Genomic DNA, 24,458 nt, shown 5'->3' with positions numbered 1-24,458 from the left:
GTCGATGTTGCGAACGCCGAGGCGCGCCATCTTCTTGTAGCGCTCCTCCATCTCGCGCACCGCCCACTTGAGGGCGATGACCGCCTTCTTGGGATCGGTGACGACCGGCGAGAGCAGGTGCGGGATGCCGTCGTAGACGGAGAGCTCCAGCATCTTGGGATCGACCATGATGAGGCGGCACTCCTCCGGCTTCATCCGGTAGAGGAGCGAGAGGATCATGGTGTTGATGGCGACCGACTTGCCCGAGCCGGTGGTGCCGGCGACGAGCAGGTGGGGCATGCGGGCGAGGTCGGCGATGATCGCCTCGCCGCCGATGTTCTTCCCCAAGCAGAGCGCGAGCTTCTGCTTGGTCTCGGTGAAGACCGGCGAGGTCAGGAGCTCGCGCAGGTAGACGGTCTCGCGCTTGAGGTTCGGCAGCTCGATGCCGATGGCGTTGCGGCCTTGCACGACGGCGACGCGGGCGGAGATGGCAGACATCGAGCGGGCGATGTCGTCGGCGAGCGAGATGACGCGGCTCGACTTGGTGCCGGGCGCCGGCTCCATCTCGTAGAGCGTGACGACGGGCCCCGGGCGGACCGCCAGGATCTCGCCCCGCACGCCGAAGTCCTGGATCACCTGCTGCAGCTGGAGGGCGTTGTCCTCCAGCATCTCGGGGTCGAGGTTGCTGCCGTCCGACTCCCGCGGCTCGGCCAGGAGGTCGACGGAGGGCAGCTCGTAGGGCGCCTCGACGACGCGGGCGGCCTGCCGCAACGGAATCGTGGCGACGGGCGCCAGGATGTCGTCCTCGTCCTCCCCGTCCTCGTCGGCATCGAGGCCGAGGTCGACGTCGAGCCCCGCGGTCCCGATCACCAGGGTGTGCGGCTCCGCGGCCGGCCCGGCATGGGCCTGCGGCGCGTCCGGCGCCCAGACCGGGGCCGTCGCGACGGGCTCCGGCTCGCCTGCCGCCGGCACGGGCTGCGCCGGCTGAGATGCAGCGGGCACCATCTGCTCGGCAGCCGGCACCGGCTGCGCCGCGATCGGCAAGATGATGCGCGGCGGACGCGGGGGCGACGGCAGCGTCGGCGCAGGCGGCTGGGCGTTGAGGCGCCCGGTCGGCACGTAGACGAAGGGCCGTCCCGCCTGCGCCGCGGCGGAGGAGGCCTGCGAGGCGTCGGTCGCGGGTCCGGAGGTCGACTGGGACTCGGCCGGCTCCTCGGTCGGAGCGGGCGGGGCGCTCGGCACGGCCGGCAAGGTCCGCGGGGGCTCCGGCGCCACGGCCTGCATCTCGGCCGTGGCGGAGACCGGGAGCGCGTCCGCGGTGATGAACGACCACGGCACCGGCGCGAAGTCGAGCGGCGCAGGCTGCGCCGGCTCGGGCGCGCCGCCCGGCGCAGCCTCGGCCGCAACCACGACGGCCGGCAGCGAGGCGGCCGAGGGCTCGGGGGCCACCGGCACGGCGAGCACGGGCGCCTCCGCGCGGGGCGCGTAGGTGAGGGCCAGCATCGGAGCGGGGGCCGGCAGCAGGATCGCGGCGGGCCGCTCCGTCGCCGGGTCGGGCTCCGGCTCCTGGTCCGGGGGCACGGCCCAGGCGGCGACCGCCTCGACGGCGGGCTCCTCGGCCACCACCTCGGCGACAGCGTCAGCGGTGGGCTCAGGCTCGGACGGCAGCTCGGGGGCGAGCACGGCGATCGGCTCTGCGGCGGCGGGCTCGGACGGCGGAACCGGCTCCTCCGCGACGGTCGGGGCTTCGGACGCGACCGGCCCGGGAATCGGCTGGTTGTCCTGCTCCGCGGCGGTCGACAGCGGGTTGGTCCAGTCGTGCTGCAACAGGCGGTCGAGGGCGTAGACCGGGCGCGGCGGCAGCGAGCGCAGGTGCGAGACGTCGACCGGCACCAGGATGGCGTCGTCCGGCGCCGCGAACGCCTCAGCGGGTGGGACCGGCGCGTCCACGGCGGGCGGGCCCTCCGGCAGCTCCGCGGCACCCTCCGCGGTCGGCGTAGGGACAGGGGCCTCCGGCGCGGGCGGGAGCGCCTCGGAGGCCGCGGCCACGTCCGTCGGCAGGGGGGCGGCTTCGGGAGCGACCGGCTCCGCCACGGCGCAGGCTTCCGCGGCCGACGCCTCCGCAACGGCGGACGGCGAGGGCTCGACGGTCACGGCGTCCGCGGCGGGCTCCACCGTCGCGACAGGCTCGGCGGCCGGGACGTCGGTCGCGACGGGCGCCTCAGGCGCGGGCGTCGATCCTTCGATCGTGCCCGCCGCGACGGTCTCGGCCGGCGCGGCCTCCTCGTGGGGGTGGCGCAGGAGATGGTCCGGCGTGCGGGTGAAGCGCACGCCCGGCGGCAGGACGAAGGGCTGGCGCCACAGGGGCACCGGCGGCACCGCCGCGGCCTCGGCCTCGGCCCGCGCCGCCTCGGCGGCGGCGAGCTCGGCCGCCGCCCGCGCGGCGGCCTCGGCCTCGGCGGCGCGCAGGGCCTCTTCCTTCTCCCGCAGGGCCTGCTCACGCCGGCGCTGGCGCGCCTGCAGCACGTGGTCGGGCGTGCGGGTGAAGCGCACGCCGGCCTCGGCGGGCCGTTCCGGCGGGGCGGCGCGGGACGCTCCCTGCACCGGGCTGCCCACCTCGGCCGCGGCCTCCGCGCTCCGGCGCCGGGCGCGGGTCAGCACGGCCCGGGCAGGGCCGGCGGCAGGAATCGGCATGGTCCAGCCGCCCTCGGGGACGAGGGCCGGATCCGGCGCCCAGGTCGAGGCGCGCCGCTGAGCGGGCGGCTCCGGCGCGACCACGACGGCCGGCGTCGGGACGGCGTCGGGTTCCACCGGGGGTGCGGGGTGGCGCGCGACGGGCGGCTCACCCGCCGCGACCGGCGGCACGACGGCCTCGGGGGTGCCCGGCCAGGCGCCGTGCTCGGCGGCGACATCCCGGTAGGTTCGCTCGTGGTACGCCCGCACCTCGGTCGGCTGCACCGGTGCCGGCTGAGCCGGTGCCGGCTGCTCCGGGACAGGCAGGGGCCAGGCCTGCACCGGATCCGGCTCCGGGGGCAGCGCCCAGGCCTCGGGCGGTGCGACGTGCGGCGAGGGCGAGGCGTACGGGCGCGCCTCCGCGGCGGCTCAAGGTATAATCCCGCTGGACCGGCGGGGGCGTAGGGGGGGCGAAGCGGCGGGCGAGGAGCGCCCGCAGGCTCATCACGGTCTGGGCGAGGGCGCCGAGGGCGCGCTCCCGGCGCTCGGGCGTGCGGAGATGGTCGCGCACTCGCTGGGGCGCGCGCGGCGAGGAGTCGGAGAAGGGTGGCCGTCCCGATTGTCTCATGATGCCGATTGGAGTGTGGGCGGCCCGCGGCCGCTTGCGTCGCGCCAGTTAGCCACGGCATCGTTAACGCCCGATTAGGCACGCGGGCCGGTACCGGGTGGCGCGCGAGCGCGTTAAGAAGCGGGGGCATTTCCGGCGTAAGGGGCTGCCAGCGCGATGTTTCGATCCCTCTACCGGCACGGTTTCGCCCGGGTCGCGGCCTGCGTCGGCCGCAGCCACATCGCCGATCCGGATGCCAACGCGACCGAGATCCTGCGGCTGGCGGAGCGCTGCGACGCCGACGGCGTCGCGGTGGCGGTGTTTCCGGAGCTCTGCCTGTCCGGCTACGCCCTCGAGGACCTGCTGCTGCAGGAGACGCTGCTGGAGAGGGTCGAGGCCGCCCTCGCATCCCTCGCGGAGAGAAGCCGCGCGCTGATGCCGGTCCTGGTCATCGGCGCCCCGCTGCGCCACCGCCACCGGATCTACAACACCGCCGTGGTGCTGCATCGCGGCCGGGTGCTCGGAGTGGTGCCGAAGAGCTACCTGCCGAACTACCGCGAGTTCTACGAGAAGCGCCACTTCGCCCCCGGCGCCGGGGTGACCGGCGAGACGATCCGGGTCGGCGGAACGCAAGCGCCGTTCGGCACCGACCTGCTGTTCGAGGCAGAGGACCTGCCGGACCTCGTCCTCGGCGTCGAGGTCTGCGAGGACATGTGGATCCCGGTGCCGCCCTCGGCGCTGGCGGCGCTCGCCGGCGCGACGGTGCTCGCCAACCTCTCGGGCAGCCCGATCACCATCGGGCGGGCCGAGAGCCGCACGCTCCTGTGCCGGTCGACCTCGGCGCGCTGCCTCTCCGCCTACATCTACGCCGCGGCGGGCCCGGGCGAATCGACCACGGACCTCGCCTGGGACGGCCAGACCGCGATCTTCGAGGACGGCGAGCTGATCGCCGAGGGCCCGCGCTTCCCGGCCGAGCCGCAGGTGACGCTCGCCGACATCGACCTCGACCGCCTGCGCCAGGAGCGGGCCCAGATGGGCAGCTTCGACGACAACGCCCGCGCGCTGGCGGGATCACCGGCCTATCGGCGGGTGCCGTTCCGGGCGACGCCGCCGGAGCGGGACCTGGGTTTGCGCCGCACGGTCGAGCGCTTCCCCTTCGTGCCGGCCGATCCGGCCCGCCTCGCGCAGGATTGCTACGAGGGCTACAACATCCAGGTCGCCGGCCTCGCCCAGCGCCTTCAGGCGATCGGCACCCGCCGAGTGGTGATCGGCATCTCGGGCGGCCTCGACTCGACCCACGCCCTGATCGTGGCGGCGAAGGCCTTCGACCAGCTCGGGCTGCCGCGCAGCGACATCCTGACCTACACGATGCCGGGCTTCGCCACCTCGGACGAGACCAAGGGCAACGCCCACCGGCTGATGGCCTCTCTCGGCACGCGGGCGGCCGAGCTCGACATCCGGCCGGCCGCCCGGCAGATGCTCGCCGACATGGGCCACCCGTTCGGCCGCGGCGAGGAGGTCTACGACGTCACCTTCGAGAACGTGCAGGCGGGCCTGCGCACCGACTACCTGTTCCGGCTCGCCAACCAGCACGACGCCATCGTGGTCGGCACCGGCGACCTCTCGGAGCTGGCGCTCGGCTGGTGCACCTACGGCGTCGGGGACCAGATGTCCCACTACGCGGTCAATGCCGGGGTGCCCAAGACCCTGATCCAGCACCTGATCCGCTGGGTGATCGCCTCCGGCCAGTTCGACCCCGAGGTCGGCCGCACCCTCGAGGCGATCCTCGAGACCGAGATCTCGCCCGAGCTGGTGCCGGCGCGCGAAGGCGAGACGATCCAGAGCACCGAATCGAAGATCGGACCCTACGCGCTGCAGGACTTCAACCTGTTCTACACGCTGCGCTACGGCTACCGCCCCTCGAAGATCGCGTTCCTGTCGCTGATGGCCTGGGAGGATGCCGGCCGCGGTCCCTGGCCGCCCGGCTTCCCGGAGGCGAAGCGGGGCGCCTACGCCCTGCCGGAGATCAGGGCCTGGCTCGGGGTGTTCCTGCGGCGGTTCTTCGGCTTCAGCCAGTTCAAGCGCTCGGCCCTGCCGAACGGCCCCAAGGTGGCGGCGGGCGGCGCCCTGTCGCCCCGGGGCGACTGGCGCGCGCCCTCGGATGGCAACGCCCGGGCCTGGCTCGACGAGCTGGAGCGCAACGTCCCGCAGGCCTGAGATAGAAACCCCAAGGGAGTATCGGCGTTGGTCCGGCCACGGGGCCGGACAGAGCCCCGTCCTGCACGGGAGCCCGACCCTCATGGCCAGCGCCACGCCCGCCGACACCGACGCCCTGCCGAACGGGCCCCTGGGCGAGGACGCGGTGCATGTCTGCGTCGACATGCAGAACCTCTTCGCCCGGCAGACCGCCTGGCACACCCCCTGGATGGGCCGGGTGCTGCCGCGGGTGCTCCATCTCGCGGCGGCCGTGCCGGAGCAGACGGTGTTCACCCGCTTCGTCCCGGCGCGCCACCCCGGGGAGGGACGGGGCTGCTGGAAGCGCTACTGGGAGCGCTGGGCCGAGATGACGGTGGAGCAGCTCGGCGAGGAGATGGTGGAGCTGGTGCCGGAGCTCGCGGCGCTCACGCCGCCCGGGCAGGTCGTCGACAAGACCGTCTACTCGCCCTGGATGGAACCGGGGCTGGAGAGCGCCCTGCGGGCGCGCCGGGCCGAGACCCTGGTGATCACCGGCGGGGAGACCGACGTCTGCGTGCTCGCCACCGTGCTGGGCGCCGTCGACCGCGGCTACCGCATCGTGCTCGCCACCGACGCGGTCTGCTCGTCCTCGGACGAGACCCACGACGCGATGATGACCCTCTATCGGCAACGCTTCGGCCAGCAACTTGAGGTCGCGACGACCGATCAGATCCTGCACAATTGGAATTTTTCGAAGTCTCGTGATCGATGAGGGCGTAAACGTCGGCGCGGAATGTGCGCGAACGCACCATCTCGCGGGTCGAACCCGTCTCTTCCCGCGCACATTCTCGTGATTCGAGCACTCCCTGCGCGCCTGCACCCAAGGTCAAGCCTGAGAAAGCGGTAGCGCCCGGCGGCAGAGCCTGACATAGTCTCGGCCAATTCAGCCGTTAGCGAATGGACGCCATGGCAGCACATGCGACCGGAGGCGATCCGATGCGAAGCTACAACCTGTTCTGCCTGAAGGGGCTCGACGGCCTGGTCTGCGCGGTGCCGGAAGATTACGCCGTGCCGGCCTTCGTCACCGAGGCGCGATGGGCCTTCGGCGGCAAGCTCGACGGCAGCTCGCCCGAGCCCACCGGCTTCGACGGTGCGGCCGCCGCGACCGCAGTTCGCTTCAACGGCTTCTACCTGTTCCAGAACGTGGCGTCCGCGCAGGGTTGAGCGTTCCCGCACCGACGCGTCCGGCGTCGGTGCGGGGCCCGCCTCGCTGCCCGAACGGGTTTCGATCCGCGAGTCGGCAATCGTGGAGAAGATTTCTTAAAGGTCGGCGCGGCATGCTCACCAAGCCAGAAACACACGAAGCCGAACGGGGCTGGTCGTCATGTCCGAGCTGCGCAGAGAAGCCCGTCTGCGGACATTCCTGAGGGGACGCATCACCTTCAACGGTGGCAATTCGACCATGGATTGCCTAGTGCGCGACATCTCCCCATCGGGCGCGCGCCTGCTGCTGAGCCAGACCGCGACGCTGCCGGATGGGTTCGACCTCGTCATTCCCGCCAAGGACCGCACGCACCGGGCGACCCTGCGCTGGCGCAAGGACGACAGCGTCGGCGTCACCTTCGCGGACGAGGCGGCCCGCCCGCCGGCGCCGAGCGCCACGGAGGCGACCCCTGCGGCCTTGCTCGCCCGCATCCGCGAACTGGAGGCCGAGAACGCCACCCTGCGTCGCCTCCTTCAGGAGGCTGAGGCGGTGATGCTCGATCGCGTGGTCTAGGCATCCTTCCCGCCGGCTAGGCCGGCCGTGGTCGCCGGGTCGGCGACGAGGATGAGGCGGGGCAGAAGCGAAGCGGAACCGCGCCCTGCAGCTGTGCCGGCGACGGCATCGGAGCGCCGGGCGGAACACGCGGCCGAGGCCCGGAATGGACGAAGGGCCGCCCCGGCGCCGGGGCAGCCCTTCCATTGCCGAACCGCGGTCCGACTGATCGATCTGTCAGGATCTCACCGACCCTGGAATGCTCGTCGTACGCTCAGGCCGTGAAGCCGGAGGCGACGATCCAGGTCCGGCGCGCAGACGACCGCGGCTGATGACAATGAGACACTGGATCACCTCCTTCCTGTTGTTGCCGATAGGGCGAATGTAAGGATCCACGGGCGTTGTGCAATGCGGTCCAGGCGCGGCGAAGGGTCCGCCGGGCCGCACCTTGACCTCGGCCATCCCCCGGTCATCTCCACGCGCATGAAGAACCGTGGCTTCCTCAAGCTCGCCAGCGCCATGACCGTGATGACGCTCGGCGGCGTCGGCTACGCCGCCCACCGGCGCAGCCGCAATCCTTACTACCGGGGCCCGGTCAGCGATCATTTCGACGGCCTGCGCTTCTTCTCGCCGAACCAGCCGCAGGACAAGGCCGCCGCCGAGCTGGCGCGCTGGCAGCTCGGCGGCGGCCGGGAGGCCTGGCCGGCCCGCTTCCCGAGCCCTTTTCCGCAGGACGCGCCGCCGGAGCGGGTCGAGGGATTGCGGGTCGTCCATATCGGGCATGCGAGCCTGCTGATCCAGGTGGCGGGCCGCAACATCCTGATCGACCCGGTCTACGCGAAGCGCGCGAGCCCTGTGGGCTTCGCGGGGCCCAAGCGCGCCAACCCGCCGGGCGTCGCCTTCGAGGCGCTGCCGCCGATCGACGCGGTGCTGGTCACGCACAACCACTACGACCATCTCGACGGGCCGATCCTGGCCCGGCTCTGGGCCGAGCACGCGCCGGCCTTCGTCGCGCCGCTCGGCAACGACGCGATCATCCGCAGCTACGACGCCACCATCCCGGTCGAGACCCGGGACTGGGGCGAGGCGGTGGATCTCGGCGGCGGGATCGTCGCGCACGTGGTCCCCGCCTACCACTGGTCGGCCCGGGGCGTGAACGACCGGCGCATGGCCTTGTGGTGCGCCTTCGTCCTCACCACCCCGCAGGGCGTGATCTACCACGTCGGCGACACCGGCTACGGCGACGGAGCGATCTTCCGGTCCGTGCGGGAGCGCTTCGGCGCGCCCCGCCTCGCCACCCTGCCGATCGGCGCCTACGAGCCGCGCTGGTTCATGCAGGCCCAGCACATGAACCCGGAGGAGGCCGTGCGGGTCTTCCGGGACGTCGGGGCCGAACAGGCGCTCGGCCATCACTGGGGCACGTTCCGGCTCACCAATGAGAGCGTGGGCGAGCCGGCTGAGGCCCTGGGACGGGCGCTGGCCGAGGCCGAGGTGCCGCCGGAGCGGTTCCTGGCGCTGCGGCCGGGGCAGGTCTGGGGTGGAGTGAGACAGAAATTCCGATCTTCGTCTGAAGTCCGACGACGAGCCTGAAAGTCTCTTGGTCATCCCGGGTCCGCGCAGCGGAGCCCGGAATCCAGAACCGCGGATGGACCAGGACGTGGCGGGCAGCGTCCCGCCTGATTCTCTCCCACCTGAGTGTCTGGGCGTGCCTTCGGCACCCCGGGCTCTCGCCTTCGGCGAGCCCCGGGATGACCCTGCGTGTCGGAGGCGTCGTGCGCCTCTACGTGTCAATCGTCACAGGATGAACCGGCTCAGATCCGCGTTCTGCGCCAGGCTCTCGACCCGGTCGCGCACGTAACCCGCATCGATCGTCACGGTCTCGCCCGAGCGGTCCGGCGCCGTGAACGAGACGTCGTCGAGCACCCGCTCGAGCACCGTCTGGAGCCGGCGCGCGCCGATGTTCTCGACCGACGAGTTCACGTCGACGGCGACCCGGGCCAGCGCGTCGATCGCGTCGTCGGTGAAGTCGATCGTCACGCCCTCCGTCGCCATCAGGGCCACCGCCTGCTTGGTCAGGCTGGCCTCGGTCTCGGTCAGGATGCGGCGGAAATCGTCGACGGTGAGCGGGCTCAGCTCGACCCGGATCGGCAGCCGGCCCTGCAGCTCCGGCAGGAGGTCAGAGGGCTTCGAGACGTGGAAGGCGCCGCTGGCGATGAACAGGATGTGGTCGGTCTTCACCGGCCCGTGCTTGGTTGCGACGGTGGTGCCCTCGATCAGGGGCAGCAGGTCGCGCTGCACCCCCTCGCGCGAGACGTCGGCGCCGGAGCGGCCCTCGCGGGCACAGATCTTGTCGATCTCGTCGAGGAAGACGATGCCGTTGTCCTGCACGTCGCGCAGGGCCTCCTGCACCACGCTGTCCTGGTCGAGGAGCTTGTCGGATTCCTCGCTGATCAGCGGCGCGTAGGCGTCGCGGACGGTCATCCGCCGCGGCTTGCCCTTCTGGCCGCCGAGCGCCTTGCCGAGCATGTCGCCGAGGTTGATCGCGCCCATGGCGGCGCCGGGCATGCCCGGGATCTCGAACATCGGCAGGCCCTGCGGCGCGGCCCCCGCCAGCTCCAGCTCGACCTCCTTGTCGTCGAGCTCGCCGGCCCGCAGGCGCCGCCGGAAGGCGTCGCGGGTGGCCTGGCTCGCGGTCGGGCCGACGAGGGCGTCAAGCACGCGGTTCTCGGCCGCGGCCTCCGCCTTGGCCTGGACGCCGCGGCGCTTCTCGTCGCGCTTGAGGCCGATGCCGACCTCGACGAGGTCGCGCACGATCTGCTCGACGTCGCGGCCGACATAGCCCACTTCCGTGAACTTCGTCGCCTCGACCTTCAGGAACGGCGCGCCGGCGAGCCGCGCGAGGCGGCGGGAGATCTCGGTCTTGCCGCAGCCGGTCGGGCCGATCATCAGGATGTTCTTGGGCGCCACCTCCTCGCGGAGCGGGCCCTGGAGCTGCTGGCGGCGCCAGCGGTTGCGCAGCGCGATCGCGACCGCGCGCTTCGCATCGCCCTGGCCGACGATGTAGCGGTCGAGCTCGGAGACGATTTCGCGGGGGGAGAAGGTGGTCATGAGGCTCTTCGAGCGGGCTTAGCGGCCCTGTGCGAGTGGGGTGAGGTCCGGGGCGGCCCTCAGGCGGCGTCCAGGCTCTCGATCACCAGGTTGCCGTTGGTGTAGACGCAGATCTCGGCGGCGATCCGCATGGCGCGGCGCACGATCGCCTCGGCGTCGAGGTCCTGCTCCTCCAGTGCCCGGGCGGCGGCGAGCGCGTAGTTGCCGCCCGAGCCGATCGCCATCACGCCGCCCTCGGGCTCCAGCACGTCGCCGGCGCCGGAGAGCAGCAGGCTCACGTCCTTGTCGGCGACCAGCATCATCGCCTCGAGGCGGCGCAGGTAGCGGTCGGTGCGCCATTCCTTGGTGAGCTCGACGCACGCGCGGGTGAGCTGGCCCGGATACTGCTCGAGCTTGGCCTCGAGCCGCTCGAACAGCGTGAACGCGTCGGCGGTGGCGCCGGCGAAGCCCCCGATCACCGCCCCCTTGGCGAGCCGCCGCACCTTGCGGGCATTGCCCTTCACGATGGTCTGACCGAGGCTGACCTGCCCGTCACCCCCGATCACCACCCGGCCGCCCTTGCGCACCATCAGGATCGTCGTCGCATGCATGCGGGGGGCACCCCCCGCGTCGTCGTTGGCCAAGGATGTCTCTCCGGGCAGGCTGTCTTGCGTCGTGCTGCGGCGTAGGTGGGGGTTGGCGAGGCGTTCGTCCAGCGGGACGGGGTGCGGAGCGGGAATCCCGGCGCGGGGCAACCTGCCTGACGCTGGGTGATGCGATAGGATCGGGCCGAACGGGCGCGTCGCCATCTTCTGTCTGATCGCCATCGCCGAGAGCTCACGCCATGCTGATCGTGTTCGGGGGTCTGCCCGGAACCGGGAAGACGACCATCTCCCGCGCCGTCGCTAAAGCCCTCGCGGCGACCCATCTGCGCGTCGACGTCATCGAGCAGGCGATCCGGGCTTCGGGCGTGTTGGCCGGCGCCGTGGACGCCTCCGGCTACGCAGTGGCGCAGGCCCTGGCGAGCGCGAACCTCGCGGACGAGCGGGTCGTCGTGGCCGAATGCGTCAACCCGGTCGCGGCCAGCCGCGAGGGATGGCGGGCCGTGGCCACCCGGATCGCGGTGCGGCTGGTCGAGATCGAGGTTGTACGCTCGGACCGTGAGGAGCATCGCCGCCGCGTCGAGGGGCGGGTTCCCGACATTCCCGGCCTCGTCCTGCCCTCGTGGGAGGCGATCCTGCGCCGCGACTACGAGCCGTGGGACCGGCCGCGCCTCGTCATCAACAGCGCAGCGTTGACGCCCTCGGAGGCCATCGCCGTCGTGCTGGCGCACGTGTCGTCGGATTGGCCGGCATAAGTAGAAATTCGCTATCCAAGGCAGCATCGATCGATGGACATCGTCGAGGAGATATATCTTCGGCAAAGGGGAGGTCGGCGACGAACCCGGACCCTCCATCGTCAATCCGGGACCACGAACGCGGAGCCCGAGATGACGATGGAAGGTGGCGTCGGCCGAAGCGCCCATTGGCTTCAAGGCCTTAACGGCGGCTCCCGGAGCACCCGATACCTTCGCCGTCACTCGATCTCGGATCGGTCGATCTTGCGTCGGCCGTGGAGAACACGAACGATCTCGATGGCCTCAACCTCGACACGATAGAAGATCAAGTACTGCCTCAAGACGAGGTGCCGGAGACCGGGAGCGATCTCCTCGCGCGAGACACCCGAATAGGGATGGTGCGCAAGTTGCTGCCAACGTTGCTCGATCGCGTCGAGCAGGCGGTCGGCCACACTCGGATCGTCTCGCGCGATGTTCGACCAGATGTCGATCATATCTTCGGCGGCCCGGCGGGTGCGCCGGACCCTCCTCACTGATCGACCTTCCCGGCTGCCGCCTCCAGGCGCCGGCGTGCCTCGGCCTTTATCTCGGCCATGCTGTCCCACGGGCTCGGCCCGCTTTCCAGGCCTTCGCGGATCAGCTCTCGCAACTCCTCGATCGAGTAGCCGTGCGTATCGTCGTGGGTGTCACGATACTGCTTCCACAAGCGCACCGCGTCTCCGATCGCCTCGCTCGTCGACGTGTACTCGCCCGCTTCGACGGCCTGATGCACGGACTCGGCGATCTCGGATGGGAGATCGATGGTGATGGTCTCGACAGCAGCCACCAGAAACCTCGCCCGCAGAGACCGCGCGTCTCCAAGGGAAACTGCGCGACACATGATGTGGCAGTCAACATACGCCTACCTTCCTGCCCCCGCGAGGGGACGGAACGACGCCACCCCTACACCACCACGGTGATCGTCTCCGCCGCCCGGGTCAGCGCCGTGTAGAGCCAGCGCGCCCGGTGCTCGCGGAAGGCGTAGGACTCGTCGAACAGCACCACACGATCCCACTGCGACCCCTGCGCCTTGTGCACGGTGAGCGCGTAGCCGTAGGTGAATTCCTCCGTCTCGCGCCGCAGGATCGCCGGCACCTCCTCGTCGCTGCCGGCGATCACCGAGCGCAGCACGCGAATGTCCTGGGGCTTGCGGCGCAAGGCGGGATCGTCCTCAGGCACCACGTCGAGGCGCACGAGGTCGGGACGGGGGGCAGCGCGCAGGGCCTGGACGGTCCAGGTCGAGCCGTTGAGCAGGCCCTTGGTGCGGTCGTTGCGCAGGCAGACCAGCTTCTCGCCCACTGCCGGCATCGGGTCGGCGTGGCCGATCAGCTCGCGGATGCGGCCGTTGTAGAGCCGCCGCGTGCGGTTGAGGCCGACGAGCACCTGGTCGGCGGCGAGCACCGTCCCGGGGTCGATCTCGCGGCGCGGGATCACCCGGCTCTCGCCGTAGGTGCCGAATTCCAGCCGCCCGCCCTCCCGCACCGTCATGGCGAGGCGCACGATCGGGTTGTCGGCGGCCTGGCGGTGAACTTCTGTCAGCATCACGTCGGGCTCGGCCTCGGTGAAGAAGCCGCCGCCCTTCACCGGCGGCAGCTGCGCCGGATCGCCCAGCACCAGCACCGGCGTGCCGAAGGAGAGGAGGTCGTTGCCGAGGTCGCCGTCGACCATCGAGCACTCGTCGATGACGACGAGCGCCGCCTTGCTCACCGGCCCGGTGCGGTTGAGGGTGAAGGCGGGCCCGCCCTCGGTATCCTCGCGGGTGCGGTAGATCAGGCTGTGGATGGTCGAGGCGTCCGGGCAGCCGCGGGCGCGCATGACCGAGGCCGCCTTGCCCGTGTAGGCGCAGAACAGCACCCCGCCCTCGACGTCCTCGGCCAGCCGCCGCGCCAGGGTGGTCTTGCCGGTCCCGGCGAAGCCGAACAGGCGGAAGACCTGGGGGCTGCCGCGCTTCAGCCAGTCCGACACCGCCTTGAGCGCCGCTTCCTGCTGCGGCCCGAGCCCGCTCACGATTCTCTCACGGTCACTTGGCCTTCCCCACGGTGCGCCGGGCCTGGAACGGTGCCGGCGGCGCCTCCTCCTTGCGCCGCAGCAGCGCCCGGAACTCGTCGCGGCGCTCGTGGATCGAGGCGATCACCAGGCCCATCGGCACGCCGACATCGACCAGCACCGCCTCCGAGAGCTGGAGCGAGGCCTCGATCGTCTCGGGCACCGCGTCGTCGACGCCCATCTCGTAGAGAGCGGTGGCGTGGCGGGCGTCCCGCGCCCGGGCGACGATGGTCAGGTCCGGCCGCTCGGCGCGCGCGGCCGCCACCACCGCCTCGACGGCGCGGGGTTGGTCGAGGGTCACCACCAGGGCGCGGGCGGTGTCGATGCCGCAGCGGCGCAGCAGGTCGGGATTGGCCGAGTCGCCGAAATAGACCGGGTTGCCGAGGCGGCGCTGGTCCGAGACGCGGGCGGCGTCCATGTCGAGGGCGATGTAGGGCACCTTGTGGCGGGCCAGCATCTCGGCCACGAGCTGCCCGACCCGGCCGTAGCCCGCCACGATCACCCGGCCCGGCTGGCGCTCCGGCGGCGGCGGCTCGGCCCGGGCGCGGCCGAGGGACTTGCGGTCGATCCGCCGGCCGAGCCGGCGGGCGAGCGCGGCGAGGCCGGGGATCATCACCATCGTGGCGGTGGTGACGACGAGCGCCGCCTGGCCGAGATCCTCCGGCACCAGGCCGACGGCGAGCGCGCTGCCGACGAGCACGAAGGCGAACTCGCCCCCCGGCCCGAGGAGCAGGGCGGATTCGAGCGCCACCGCCCGGGACAGCCGCAGGGCCGTCCCGACGCCGAGGATCACGGCCCCCTTGAGCAGGAGCAGCCCGAGGGCGAGCCCCAGGATGGTGAGCGGCGTCTTCATCAGCACCGCCGGGTCGATGCCCATGCCGACCGAGACGAAGAACACGCCCAGCAGCAGCCCCTTGAACGGGTCGATGGTGGCCTCGATCGCCCGGCGGTACTCGGTCTCGGCGAGCAGGAGGCCGGCCACGAAGGCCCCCAGCGTCATCGACAGGCCGCTGCCCGCCGCGACGAGGGCCGTCGCCGCGATGACGAGGAGGCAGGCGGCCATGAACAATTCGGGGCTGCGCGTGCGGGCGACGAGCTGGAACAGCGGTCTCAAGCCCAGCCGGCCGGCAACCACGAGGAGCGCCAGGACCACCACGGCCTGGCCGAGTGCCAGGGCGAGGCCGGTGAGCGCGTCGCTGTCCTTGCGGCCGAGCACCGCGATGGCGAACAGCACCGGGGCGACGGCGAGGTCCTGAAAGAGCAGCACCGCGAAGCTCGCCCGGCCGGCGGGCGTGTTGAGCCGCTTCTGCTCGGCGAGCACCGGCAGCACGATGGCGGTGGAGGAGAGGGCGAGCGCCAGCCCGACCAGGATCGCGGCTGTCGGTGCGACCTCGAGCGCCATCAGCACCGCCCCGACGAGGAGGCTCGACACCAACACCTGCAGCGAGCCGAGGCCGAAGACGAGGCGGCGCAGGATGCGCAGGCGCTCCCAGGACAGCTCGACCCCGATCATGAACATCAGGAACACCACGCCGAGCTCGGCGAGGTGCGCGATCTCGGTGCGGCTCGAGATCGTCACCGCGCCGAGCCAGGGCACCGACTCGGTGAGCCGGCCGAGACCGGAGGGGCCGAGCAGGGCGCCGGCGCCGATGAAGCCGAGGACCGGGCTGATGCGCAGGCGGTGGAACAGCGGCACCACGATCCCGGCCGTGACCAGGAACAGGATGACCTCCTTGTAGGAGCCGGACGCGGCGTGCTCGGTCATCGGGAGCGGCGGGGTCTCTCGGAGCGTGGACGGGGCCGCCCTGCCGCAGGGCGCGGCCGGGGCACGGGCGGCCATCATGCGGAGCGGACCCGGCGGGGCAAGCCAAAAGGGGCCGAACCCGGCGGTTTCACGGCCGCCGGGCCGATTTCATCCCAGCGTCGCGAGCGCCGCCTCCAGGTCGGCCACCAGGTCCTCCGGATGCTCGATGCCGATCGAGACCCGGATCGTCGCGTCGGTGATGCCGAGGCGGTCGCGCACGTCCTTGGGCACCCCCGAATGGGTGGTCGAGGCCGGGTGGCTCGCGAGCGATTCGGTGCCGCCCAAGCTCACCGCCAGCTTGAACAGCTGCAGCGCGTTGAGCACCCGGAACGCCTCGGCTTCGCCTCCGGCGACGTCGAACGAGAAGGTCGAGCCCGGGGCGGCGCATTGCGCCGCAAAGACCCGCGCGGCGCCGGAGCCGGGCGCGAGGTGGCCGAGATGGTGCAGACGCGTCACCTTGGGGTGCGCCCGCAGCCTCTCCGCGACGATCTCGCCGTTCCAGTTGGCCTTCTCCATCCGCAGGGTCAGGGTCTCCAGCGAGCGACCGAGCATCCAGCACGAGTGCGGGTCGAGCTGGGTTCCGATGGCCGAGCGCAGGAGCCGCACCGGCTTCATCCGGGCGGCGGAGCCGAGCGCCGCCCCGGCGATGAGGTCCGAGTGGCCGCCGACGTACTTCGTCAGCGAGTAGACCGAGATGTCGGCGCCGTGGCGCAGGGGGTGCTGGAAGAGGGGCCCGAGCAGGGTGTTGTCGCAGACCACCACCGGCGCCTGCCCGCCCTGGCGGGCGCCGATCCGTTCGGCCGTCGCCCGCACCAGCGCGAGGTCGACCAGGGTGTTGAGGGGGTTCGAGGGCGTCTCGACCATCACGACGCTGACCCGCCCGCCGCCCTTCGCCGCGAGCGCCGCCGCGGCCTCCGCCGCCGCCGTCACGCTCGCCTCGTCGGTGCCGTCCTGGAAGCCGACGGCAGCAATGCCGAACCCTGCGAGCGTCTTGGCGATCAGCGTCTCGGTGCCGCCGTAGAGGGGCTGGGAGTGCAGCACCACGTCGCCGGGCCGCGCATGGGCCAGGATCACGGTGGCGATGGCTGACATGCCCGACGAGAACAGCAGCGCGGCCTCCGCCTCCTCGAACACCGCCAGGCGGTCCTCGACAATCTCGCTGTTGGGGTGGTTGAAGCGCGAGTAGACGAGGCCCGCCGCCTCGCCGGCCGGCGGCTCGCGCCGTCCCGAGACGTAGTCGAAGAACGCCTTGCCGTGCTCGGCGGAGGTGAACACGAAGGTCGAGGTCAGGAAGACCGGCGGCTTCACCGCGCCCTCCGAGAGGGCGGGGTCGTAACCGTAGCCGACCATCAGGGTCTCGGGGTTGAGGCGGCGGTTGCCCAATCTGTCCTTGTGGTAGCGGTCATCCGACATGCGGGGCCTCGCTCCAGTCTGGCGACGCCGGCATGGGGCGTCGGGAATCGGCGCACGACGGCGCCACACAGCCTCGTTCTAACGCGGCCGGCGCCGTTTTGCGGTGCGTAAACCGCGGCCCGGACGCTGCGCCGCGGGGACGTCGCTCGCCCAGGGCGCATTTTCGGCGCAAAACCCGCATAGCGTGAAGGATTGAGATTCCGTGTACGCGGCCGCCTCGGCGGCCGGACGAGGAGCCGTGATGGGCCGACAGCCTCCCGATCGGGTGGTCGTGCGCGAGCAGCGCGCCTGGACCGACGAGACCGACGCCTGGAAGCAGGACCGGGCGATCCGCAAGGGCTACCGCATCCGCTGGGGCTACGTCGCCATCGCCTACCTGGTCGAGGCGCTGGTGATCTGCACCTCGCTCGCCGGGGCCTGGTTCTTCGCCGAGACCTACGCCGACCGCCACGACCAGAGCTTCTGGTTCATGCTGCTGGCGCCGGTCGTCTACGCGGCGATCGAGCTGTGCCGGGTGCCGCTCGGCATCCTGATCCGGGTGCAGCGCGACTGGCTGATCAAGAGCCTCGCCGTGATCGGCATCGTGATGGCCGCCGGCGTGACCACGAAGTCGGTGTCGCAGCTCGGCGAGATGATGTTCCATCCGCGCCTCGCCGAGGCCTCGAAGGCCCGCACCACCCTGCGGGAGGCTGAGGCCGACCGCGGCACGATCGACAACCGCATCGCCCAGGCCGATGCCCGGGTGGCGCAATACGCCGCGGAAGCCGCCGCCCTGGAGAAGCGCACCAACGAAGCCTCGTCCCAGCTCGCCGGCCTGCCGGGCCAGCGCTGCGAGCGGCTGTCCGGCACCAACAGCCGCGGCAAGCGCTACAGCTACATGCGCTGCGTCACCGATCCGCGCACCGCCACCATCGCGGGCAGCCTGAAATCTGCCGGCGACGAGCGGGCGGTGGTGGCCAAGAACCTCGCCGAGGCCCGCGCCGCCCGCGCCCAGCTCGACCGCGCCGCCGCCGACCGCCGGGTGACGGAAGCCGAAGGCGCCTACCGCGACGCAGTGCGGCGCTCGCAGCTCCACTCCTTCACCGCGATGGTCTACGGCGCCGATCCCGTAGACGTGACCGACCAGCAGGTCCACGCCTTCCTGCGGATCTTCGTGTTCGCGCCGGCGCTGTGCGCCGCCTTCGCCTCGACGCTGCTCGCGCTCTGCGCGGTCCAGGTGCGCAAGACCTACCGCGACGAGGACGACCTCGACGCGGTGATGCATGCCGAGGGTGTGCCGCTCCTCCTCAACCAGATGGCCGAGAGCGCGACCCAGATCCAGGACGCGCAACGGGCGATGCGGGAGGCCGCGGTGGCGTCGGGCGCCGCGATCCCCCTCGACCAGCGCCGCTCGCCGACCGTGCCGCAGGCCGGCACGCCCCCGGCGCCGCCGGCGCGCGACGACGACCGCATCGAGAGGCCGAGACCGTGAGCTACCTCGCACCGGGCACGCCGGAGAACGTCGCGCTCGCCCAGCACGTCAACGGGCGGCTGCGGGCCGAAGCCCGGATCTCGAACGCCCGCGCCTTCCTGTTCCGGGCGATCGGGCTCGGCGCCTTCCTGGGGCTGGCCGGCGCCGGCCTCGGCGCCGCCTTCTACGGCTACGCCACGATGAACGAGGTGCGGGGCGCCTCCGACAAGCTCGCCCAGGCCCTGACCCAGGCCCTCGAGACCGCGACGCTCAAGACCACGGGCGAGGTCCGGCTCACCGACAACACCCTCAAGATCGAGGGCGCGGTGCCGGCGGCGAAGGGCCGTCCCGACGTCTCCTCGCTCACCGGCAACCAGGGCAAGACCGAGGCGCCCGCCGCGGCCGCCGTGCGCACGAGCTTCACCGTGTTCAAGACCGTGCCCTTCCTCGACGGCTCGATCGTCACCGGCTGGAACTTCAAGGGCGACGAGCAGAAGCCCGAGAAGCAGTACTGCTACGTGACGCGGCCCCAGACCTTCGGCGACGGCGCCACCTCGAACCAGACCACCGTGGCGATCGACGGCGAGATCCTGCCGCAGCCGGCCCGCTCGGAGATCAACTTCGCGGTGATCGCCCGCAGCTGCGTCTGGTTCGATCCCTCGAAGCTGTGAGGGCCGAAGCTGCGGGACTCGTGGGGCTCGCCAGGGCCGCGATCGCCGCATAGGTTCGAATCGACCCGCAGCAGGACGTGATATCAGCCCGATGCGCTTTTCCGGAACCGAGAGCTACGTCGCCACCGGCGACCTCACCGTCGCGGTCAACGCCGCCATCACCCTGGAGCGCCCGCTCCTCGTCAAGGGCGAGCCGGGCACCGGCAAGACCGTGCTGGCGGAGGAGATCGCCCGCGGGCTCGGGGCGCCGCTGCTCACCTGGCACATCAAGTCGACCACCAAGGCGCAGCAGGGCCTCTACGAGTACGACGCGGTCTCGCGCCTGCGCGACTCGCAGCTCGGCGACTCGCGAGTCTCGGACATCGCCAACTACATCCGCCGCGGCAAGCTGTGGGAGGCCTTCACCGCGCCCGAGCGCCCGGTGCTGCTGATCGACGAGATCGACAAGGCCGACATCGAGTTCCCGAACGACCTGCTGCTTGAGCTCGACCGGATGGAGTTCCACGTCTACGAGACCGGCGAGACCGTGCGGGCGGCGCGCCGGCCGATCGTGATCATCACCTCGAACAACGAGAAGGAGCTGCCGGACGCCTTCCTGCGGCGCTGCTTCTTCCACTACATCAAGTTCCCGGACGCCGACACGCTCAAGGCCATCGTCGACGTGCACTATCCGGGCATCAAGCAGCGGCTCGTCGAGGAGGCGCTGCGGATCTTCTTCGAGGTGCGGGAGGCGCCGGGCCTCAAGAAGAAGCCCTCGACCTCCGAGCTCCTCGACTGGCTCAAGCTGCTGATGGCCGAGGATATCGGCCCCGAGCAGCTGCGCGAGCGCGACCCCCGCAAGCTGATCCCGCCGCTGCACGGGGCGCTCCTGAAGAACGAGCAGGATGTCGGGCTGTTCGAGAAGCTCGCTTTCTTGAGCCGCCGCGAGGGACGCTAGCGCCATGCGCCGCCTGATCCTGCTCCGCCACGCCAAGTCCGACTGGCCCGAGGGCGTCTCCGATCCCGACCGGCCGCTCGCCCCCCGCGGCCAGGAGGCCGCGCCCAGGATGGCCGCCTACCTGGCGGCGGAGGGCCTGATCCCCGACCGGGTGCTGGTCTCGCCGGCCCGGCGCACCCAGGAGACCTGGGACCTGATCAGGCCGGCCCTCGGCGACGTGCCGGACGAGACCGTGCCGCAGATCTACGAGGCGCCGGTGTCGCGCCTCCTCGACGTGGTGCGCAGCATCCCGGACGAGGTCGCGACCGCCCTGATGATCGGCCACAACCCGGGCTTCCAGGACCTCGCCCGGCTGCTCGCGAAACCCGGGGAGGAGCGGCGGGCCCTGACCAAGAAGTATCCGACCGCGGCGGTCGCGGTGGTCGATCTGCCGATCGACGCCTGGGCGAAGGTCGAGGCCGGCGAGGGGACGATCGAGCGGTTCGTGACCCCGAAGAGCCTCGGGCACGGCGAGGACGAGTAGGCGGCCGTTCGGCGAAGTCGTCGTCGTGATCGCGGCAGCGCTTCGCCGTCAAGGCACCGTTCTCGGATCTGAGCAGGCTCGCAATTGTCCCCGATCAGGCCTTGCACACCGCCTCTCCTGGCGGGCGCAGTGCCGCCTGGAAGGTGCGAGAGGCGCGGATCTCTCGTCGCCCCGCGCCTCTCTCGTTGGAACGGAGCGGTCGGGTGATCGCTTGAGACAGCCGAGCCTCAGCAACGCATTCCGGGCCCCGTGATCCTCAGCGCCTTCCTCACCTTGAGCCTCGCGGCCGGCCCCGCCACCGACGCGGCCGCCGCCCTGGTGCGGGACGGTGCCGCGCGCGTCAGCGACGGGCTCGCTGCCGTCTCCGCCCTCGCGGCGCCGGCGCGCGAAATGCCGGTCTACCGACCCGAGGCGCGCTCGGTGTCGAACTGGCGCAGCGAGACGAAGGCCGGGCTCCTGCCGGTCTCCCTCGCCTGGACCGCCTGGGCGGCGCCGACCGATCCGGCCTTCGTGGCGCGCTGCGTCAAGCTCAACAATTACTGGTGCATCAAGCGGGCGCGCTGGGACGGCGAGATCGGCGGCGACCAGGAGGGCCATACCGGCTTCGCCACGGCCGGGCAGGGGGCCGATGCCGCGGTCTCCCTGCTGCGGCGCTACTACGGCGAGTACGGGCGCCGCTCGGCCCTCGCGATCGTCCGGCGCTGGGCGCCGGCCGAGTGCGCCGCCCCGGTCGCGGCGCGGGCGGTCGGACCCGGACGCGCCGCCTCGCCGGCGCGTCCGGCCTCGCCGGCCCTCGCGGCCCTGGCGCCGCAGGGCATCGGCCGCACCCTGCGGGCGCGCTTCCTCGCCAGCCACGGCCGCGGCGGAGCGCCCCGGCGGGTCGCGCGGGCCCCGGCGCGCCCGGTCGCTGCGCCCGCGGCACGGCCGACCGCCGGCAACGCGCTGCGGGTCCAACCCTGGTCGGCCCTGGCCCGGATGCAGGGGCGGCCGCGCCAGCCAGCCCGCGCAGTCAAGGCGCCGCCGCTTCCCACCATCGCCACCGGCATCGGCGAGACGGCGCGCCCGGTCGCGCCCGCCGCGATCGAGCCGGTCCGGGCCCTCGACGGCGCCCGCCTCGCCGCGGAGGCCGCCGCCCTGCCGACCCTCGCCGTCGCCCCGGCCTCGGCCCTGCCGCCATCCCTGCGCCCGCCGGCGCCGCTCTGCGGCTCGGACGAGGTCCGCATCCAGAACTACGCCGCCCACATCGCCGGGAGCGTCGGCGTCAAGCCGGGGGACGACCTCGGCCTGTTCACGCCCGAGGGCCGCGCCACCGAGCGCCTCGCCCCCGTGCTGCTGGCGATGTCGGCGGTGGAGCTCGGTGCGCTGCGGGCAAGCCCGGCCCTCGTCGCCGCGGCGATCGCTCGGGCCGAGGCCGAGCGCGGGGCCGCGAGCCGTCAGGCCGAGGCGCAGCCGGCCTCGCCGTGACCGCCCGCACCATCGCGGCCGCACGGCCCTTGCGGAAATCCCGACGCCGCGCCACCTCCGGGGCGCCATGAAGCGAGAGCGTACCGCGTGCCGCCCCTGACCGACCTCGCCGCGCGTGCCGGCGCCCTCGCCAAGTCCGTGACCGAGGCCACCCGGTCCCTGGCGGAGGCCTCCAACGACCTCCTGGTCCAGCCGACGGTGCGGCTCGGCGTCACCGGCCTCGCCCGCTCCGGGAAAACGGTCTTCACCACGGCGCTGGTGCACCAGCTCACCGGGCTCCACCCCCTGCCGGCGCTGCGCGCCTCGCAGGAGGGCCGGCTGCGCCGCGCCCGCCTGGTGCCCCAGCCCGACGACGCAGTGCCGCGCTTCCCCTACGAGGACCACCTCGCGGCGCTCACCGAGACGCGCCACTGGCCGCGCTCCACCGACCGGATCAGCCAGCTGCGCCTCGAGATCGACTACGAGCGCAAGGGCGGCTGGCGCACGGGTCCGGCGAGCCTGATGGTCGACATCGTCGATTATCCGGGCGAGTGGCTGCTCGACCTGGCCCTCATCGAACAGACCTACGAGGGCTGGTCGCGCGAGACGATCATCGCCGCCGAGCGCCCCGGCCGGACCGCGATGGCGGCGCCCTGGTTCGCGTCCCTGCGCGCCCTCGACCCGAACCAGCCCCTCGACGAGGTCGTGGCCGAGCGGGCGAGCGAGGCGTTCAAGACCTACCTCGCCGCGGTGCGGGCCGGCCCCGAGGCGGTGGCGACGACGCCGCCGGGCCGCTTCCTGATGCCCGGCGACCTCGCGGGCTCGCCGGCGCTGACCTTCGCGCCGCTGATCCTCGACGGCCCGGTCAATCCCGACAGCCTCGGCGGCCTGATGCAGCGCCGCTTCGAGGCCTACAAGAGCCGGGTGGTGACACCGTTCTTCCGCGAGCATTTCCAGCGCATCGACCGCCAGATCGTGCTCGTCGACGTGCTGGCGGCGGTCGATGCCGGGGCGGCGGCCCTCGCCGAGCTGGAGGAGGCGCTCGACCGGGTGCTGATGAGCCTCCGGGTCGGGCGCAACACCGTGCTGTCGCGCCTGTTCGCGCCGCGGGCCGACAGGATCCTGTTCGCCGCCACCAAGGCCGACCACCTCCACCACGCCAGCCACGACCGGCTCGACGCGCTCCTGCGCCTCCTCGTCGCCCGCTCCTTGCGCCGCACGGAAGCCGCGGGCGCCCATGTCAGCACCCAGGCGCTGGCCTCGGTGCGCTCGACCCGCGAGACGGTGGTGCATGACGGGCCCGCCTCGTTCCGGGCCGTGGCCGGCACGCCCGAGGCCGGCGAGAGCATCGACGGCGAGACCTTCGACGGCGAGACCGAGGCCGCGATCTTCCCCGGCGAGCTGCCCGAGCGGCCGGAGGCGGTGCTGGAGGGCGCGGTGCCGCCGGGATCGCTCCGCTTCCCGCGCTTCCGCCCGCCGCCCGTCCCCCGCGACGCCCTCGGCCGGCCGGGCCGCCTACCGCAGATCCGCCTCGACCGCGCGCTGCACTTCCTGATCGGCGACCGCCTCGCCTGAGGGCTCCGATGACGCAGACACCCACCGCAAAGCCCCGCGCCTTCCGCCTGCCGCCCGCCGGCACGGAGACCAAAGCCGTCCCGCCGCCGCCCGGCACCGAGACGGCGCTGCCCGACGGCGTCCGCGTGGTGGAGGAGCCGTTCGAGATCGTCGAGGCCGCCGACGGCGTGGCGGTGCCGGTGGCGCCGCGCTCGCGCGCGCCGTGGGCGACGCTCCTGCTCTCGGCCCTCGGGGGGCTGGCCTCGCTCGGCATCGGCCTCGCGGTCGAGCGCCTGATCGCCGACCTCTTCTCCGCCGCGCCCTGGCTCGGCGTCGTGGCGCTCGTGCTCGTCGCGGTCGCCCTGGTGGCGCTCGCGGCCATCGTCTGGCGCGAAGTGGCGGGGGTGCTGCGCGAGCGCCGCATCGAGGCCCTGCGCACCGAGGCGCTCGACGCGCTCACCGCCCGCGACCACAGCGCCGCCAAGGCGGTGGTGCGCAGCCTCTCCTCCCTCTACGCCGGCCGGCCGGCGAGCGCCGCCGCCCGGGCGCGCCTCGCCGCCCTGGACGACCAGATCCTCGACGTCGAGGACCGGCTCGGCATCGCCGAGGCCGAGCTGCTGAGCGCCCTCGACCGCGCCGCCAAGGCCGCGGTGGCCGACGCGGCAAAGCAGGTCTCGGCGGTGACGGCGCTGAGCCCGCGGGCGATCGTCGACGTCGGCTTCGTGATCTTCGCCGCCGTCCGGCTGCTTCGCCGTATCGCCACGATCTACGGCGGCCGGCCGGGCCTGTTCGGCTTCCTGCGCCTCGCCCGGGCGGCCTTGGCGCATCTCGCGGTCACCGGCGGCGTGGCGGTCGGCGACAGCCTGGTGCAGCAGGTGCTGGGCCTCGGCGTCGCCGCGCGCATCTCGGCGAAGCTCGGCGAGGGCGTGCTCAACGGTCTGATGACCGCCCGCTTCGGCCTCGCG

At 72.6% G+C, this 24,458-nt stretch carries 21 protein-coding genes; 13 read left to right on the top strand and 8 right to left on the bottom strand.

The window, feature by feature from the left end:
* A partial coding sequence (locus tag VQ02_RS10365) for a DNA translocase FtsK (RefSeq protein ID WP_245239674.1) occupies window positions 1-2,994 on the bottom strand: 2,994 nt, incomplete at its 3' end.
* Window positions 2,995-3,436: 442 nt separating this feature from the next.
* Here VQ02_RS10365 and VQ02_RS10360 point away from each other — a divergent pair.
* The 5 genes from VQ02_RS10360 to VQ02_RS10340 all read left to right on the top strand — a co-directional run bounded on the left by VQ02_RS10360 (window position 3,437) and on the right by VQ02_RS10340 (window position 8,780).
* Window positions 3,437-5,476: an NAD(+) synthase gene (locus tag VQ02_RS10360; protein WP_048444104.1), complete on the top strand. Its 2,040-nt coding sequence runs from the start codon at window positions 3,437-3,439 to the stop codon at window positions 5,474-5,476.
* A gap of 82 nt (window positions 5,477-5,558) precedes the next feature.
* Window positions 5,559-6,206, top strand: a complete 648-nt coding sequence (locus VQ02_RS10355; protein ID WP_048444103.1) for a cysteine hydrolase family protein — start codon at window positions 5,559-5,561, stop codon at window positions 6,204-6,206.
* A gap of 224 nt (window positions 6,207-6,430) precedes the next feature.
* Window positions 6,431-6,658: a hypothetical protein gene (locus VQ02_RS10350; protein WP_048444102.1), complete on the top strand. Its 228-nt coding sequence runs from the start codon at window positions 6,431-6,433 to the stop codon at window positions 6,656-6,658.
* A 160-nt stretch (window positions 6,659-6,818) separates the two neighbouring features.
* Window positions 6,819-7,211 (top strand): PilZ domain-containing protein, encoded by a 393-nt coding sequence (locus VQ02_RS10345; RefSeq protein ID WP_048444101.1) that lies wholly within the window; start codon window positions 6,819-6,821, stop codon window positions 7,209-7,211.
* Between the two features lie 462 nt (window positions 7,212-7,673).
* Window positions 7,674-8,780 carry an MBL fold metallo-hydrolase gene (locus VQ02_RS10340; protein WP_048444108.1) on the top strand — a complete coding sequence of 369 codons (1,107 nt, stop codon included), beginning with the start codon at window positions 7,674-7,676 and terminating at the stop codon, window positions 8,778-8,780.
* Between the two features lie 204 nt (window positions 8,781-8,984).
* Here VQ02_RS10340 and hslU read toward each other — a convergent pair whose 3' ends face one another.
* Window positions 8,985-10,298: an ATP-dependent protease ATPase subunit HslU gene (hslU, locus tag VQ02_RS10335; protein ID WP_048444100.1), complete on the bottom strand. Its 1,314-nt coding sequence runs from the start codon at window positions 10,296-10,298 to the stop codon at window positions 8,985-8,987.
* A 59-nt stretch (window positions 10,299-10,357) separates the two neighbouring features.
* Window positions 10,358-10,888 carry an ATP-dependent protease subunit HslV gene (gene hslV / locus VQ02_RS10330; protein WP_048444107.1) on the bottom strand — a complete coding sequence of 177 codons (531 nt, stop codon included), beginning with the start codon at window positions 10,886-10,888 and terminating at the stop codon, window positions 10,358-10,360.
* A gap of 233 nt (window positions 10,889-11,121) precedes the next feature.
* Between hslV and VQ02_RS10325 the strand changes: the two genes are divergently transcribed.
* Window positions 11,122-11,634, top strand: a complete 513-nt coding sequence (locus VQ02_RS10325) for a P-loop nucleotide/nucleoside kinase family protein (protein WP_048444099.1) — start codon at window positions 11,122-11,124, stop codon at window positions 11,632-11,634.
* A gap of 218 nt (window positions 11,635-11,852) precedes the next feature.
* Here the strand turns inward: VQ02_RS10325 and VQ02_RS10320 are convergent, their stop codons facing one another.
* The 5 genes from VQ02_RS10320 to VQ02_RS10300 all read right to left on the bottom strand — a co-directional run bounded on the left by VQ02_RS10320 (window position 11,853) and on the right by VQ02_RS10300 (window position 16,915).
* Entirely contained in the window at window positions 11,853-12,146 is a 294-nt protein-coding gene (locus tag VQ02_RS10320; protein WP_157080570.1) for a type II toxin-antitoxin system RelE/ParE family toxin, read from the bottom strand.
* A complete protein-coding gene (locus VQ02_RS10315) occupies window positions 12,143-12,439 on the bottom strand; it encodes a ribbon-helix-helix domain-containing protein (RefSeq protein WP_048444097.1) in 297 nt (98 codons plus the stop codon). The genes VQ02_RS10320 and VQ02_RS10315 overlap by 4 nt, the downstream gene beginning before the upstream one ends.
* A 116-nt stretch (window positions 12,440-12,555) precedes the next feature.
* On the bottom strand, window positions 12,556-13,659 hold the full coding sequence (locus VQ02_RS10310; RefSeq protein WP_048444096.1) for an ATP-dependent DNA helicase: 1,104 nt from the start codon (window positions 13,657-13,659) through the stop codon (window positions 12,556-12,558).
* A gap of 13 nt (window positions 13,660-13,672) precedes the next feature.
* Window positions 13,673-15,463 (bottom strand): cation:proton antiporter domain-containing protein, encoded by a 1,791-nt coding sequence (locus tag VQ02_RS10305; protein WP_048444095.1) that lies wholly within the window; start codon window positions 15,461-15,463, stop codon window positions 13,673-13,675.
* Between the two features lie 147 nt (window positions 15,464-15,610).
* Entirely contained in the window at window positions 15,611-16,915 is a 1,305-nt protein-coding gene (locus VQ02_RS10300; RefSeq protein ID WP_048444094.1) for a cystathionine gamma-synthase family protein, read from the bottom strand.
* Window positions 16,916-17,156: 241 nt separating this feature from the next.
* Here VQ02_RS10300 and VQ02_RS10295 point away from each other — a divergent pair, with 241 nt between their 5' ends.
* The 7 genes from VQ02_RS10295 to VQ02_RS10265 form a co-directional block, all read left to right on the top strand.
* Window positions 17,157-18,386: an ATPase gene (locus VQ02_RS10295; protein WP_425339892.1), complete on the top strand. Its 1,230-nt coding sequence runs from the start codon at window positions 17,157-17,159 to the stop codon at window positions 18,384-18,386.
* Window positions 18,383-19,036, top strand: a complete 654-nt coding sequence (locus VQ02_RS10290) for a hypothetical protein (RefSeq protein ID WP_048444093.1) — start codon at window positions 18,383-18,385, stop codon at window positions 19,034-19,036. The genes VQ02_RS10295 and VQ02_RS10290 overlap by 4 nt, the downstream gene beginning before the upstream one ends.
* Window positions 19,037-19,127: 91 nt before the next feature.
* Entirely contained in the window at window positions 19,128-19,973 is an 846-nt protein-coding gene (locus VQ02_RS10285; protein ID WP_048444092.1) for an AAA family ATPase, read from the top strand.
* Between the two features lie 4 nt (window positions 19,974-19,977).
* A complete protein-coding gene (locus VQ02_RS10280; protein ID WP_048444091.1) occupies window positions 19,978-20,496 on the top strand; it encodes a SixA phosphatase family protein in 519 nt (172 codons plus the stop codon).
* A gap of 249 nt (window positions 20,497-20,745) precedes the next feature.
* A complete protein-coding gene (locus tag VQ02_RS10275) occupies window positions 20,746-21,960 on the top strand; it encodes a hypothetical protein (protein ID WP_053080312.1) in 1,215 nt (404 codons plus the stop codon).
* Between the two features lie 87 nt (window positions 21,961-22,047).
* Window positions 22,048-23,514, top strand: a complete 1,467-nt coding sequence (locus VQ02_RS10270) for a YcjX family GTP-binding protein (protein ID WP_048444090.1) — start codon at window positions 22,048-22,050, stop codon at window positions 23,512-23,514.
* 8 nt (window positions 23,515-23,522) lie between these two features.
* A partial coding sequence (locus VQ02_RS10265; protein ID WP_048444089.1) for a TIGR01620 family protein occupies window positions 23,523-24,458 on the top strand: 936 nt, incomplete at its 3' end.

This window comes from Methylobacterium variabile, assembly GCF_001043975.1.
In the GTDB taxonomy this organism is placed as follows: domain Bacteria; phylum Pseudomonadota; class Alphaproteobacteria; order Rhizobiales; family Beijerinckiaceae; genus Methylobacterium; species Methylobacterium variabile.
The sequence above is the reverse complement of the archived record's forward strand: the minus strand, read 5'-3'. Positions and strand labels throughout refer to the sequence as shown.

Bases quoted from the DNA above. Each gene is read 5' to 3' on its own strand.
- VQ02_RS10360 (WP_048444104.1), top strand. From the start codon at position 3,437: ATGTTTCGATCCCTCTACCGGCACGGTTTCGCCCGGGTCGCGGCCTGC.
- VQ02_RS10355 (WP_048444103.1), top strand. From the start codon at position 5,559: ATGGCCAGCGCCACGCCCGCCGACACCGACGCCCTGCCGAACGGGCCC.
- VQ02_RS10350 (WP_048444102.1), top strand. From the start codon at position 6,431: ATGCGAAGCTACAACCTGTTCTGCCTGAAGGGGCTCGACGGCCTGGTC.
- VQ02_RS10345 (WP_048444101.1), top strand. From the start codon at position 6,819: ATGTCCGAGCTGCGCAGAGAAGCCCGTCTGCGGACATTCCTGAGGGGA.
- VQ02_RS10340 (WP_048444108.1), top strand. From the start codon at position 7,674: ATGAAGAACCGTGGCTTCCTCAAGCTCGCCAGCGCCATGACCGTGATG.
- hslU (WP_048444100.1), bottom strand. From the start codon at position 10,298: ATGACCACCTTCTCCCCCCGCGAAATCGTCTCCGAGCTCGACCGCTAC.
- hslV (WP_048444107.1), bottom strand. From the start codon at position 10,888: ATGCATGCGACGACGATCCTGATGGTGCGCAAGGGCGGCCGGGTGGTG.
- VQ02_RS10325 (WP_048444099.1), top strand. From the start codon at position 11,122: ATGCTGATCGTGTTCGGGGGTCTGCCCGGAACCGGGAAGACGACCATC.
- VQ02_RS10305 (WP_048444095.1), bottom strand. From the start codon at position 15,463: ATGACCGAGCACGCCGCGTCCGGCTCCTACAAGGAGGTCATCCTGTTC.
- VQ02_RS10300 (WP_048444094.1), bottom strand. From the start codon at position 16,915: ATGTCGGATGACCGCTACCACAAGGACAGATTGGGCAACCGCCGCCTC.
- VQ02_RS10295 (WP_425339892.1), top strand. From the start codon at position 17,157: ATGGGCCGACAGCCTCCCGATCGGGTGGTCGTGCGCGAGCAGCGCGCC.
- VQ02_RS10285 (WP_048444092.1), top strand. From the start codon at position 19,128: ATGCGCTTTTCCGGAACCGAGAGCTACGTCGCCACCGGCGACCTCACC.
- VQ02_RS10280 (WP_048444091.1), top strand. From the start codon at position 19,978: ATGCGCCGCCTGATCCTGCTCCGCCACGCCAAGTCCGACTGGCCCGAG.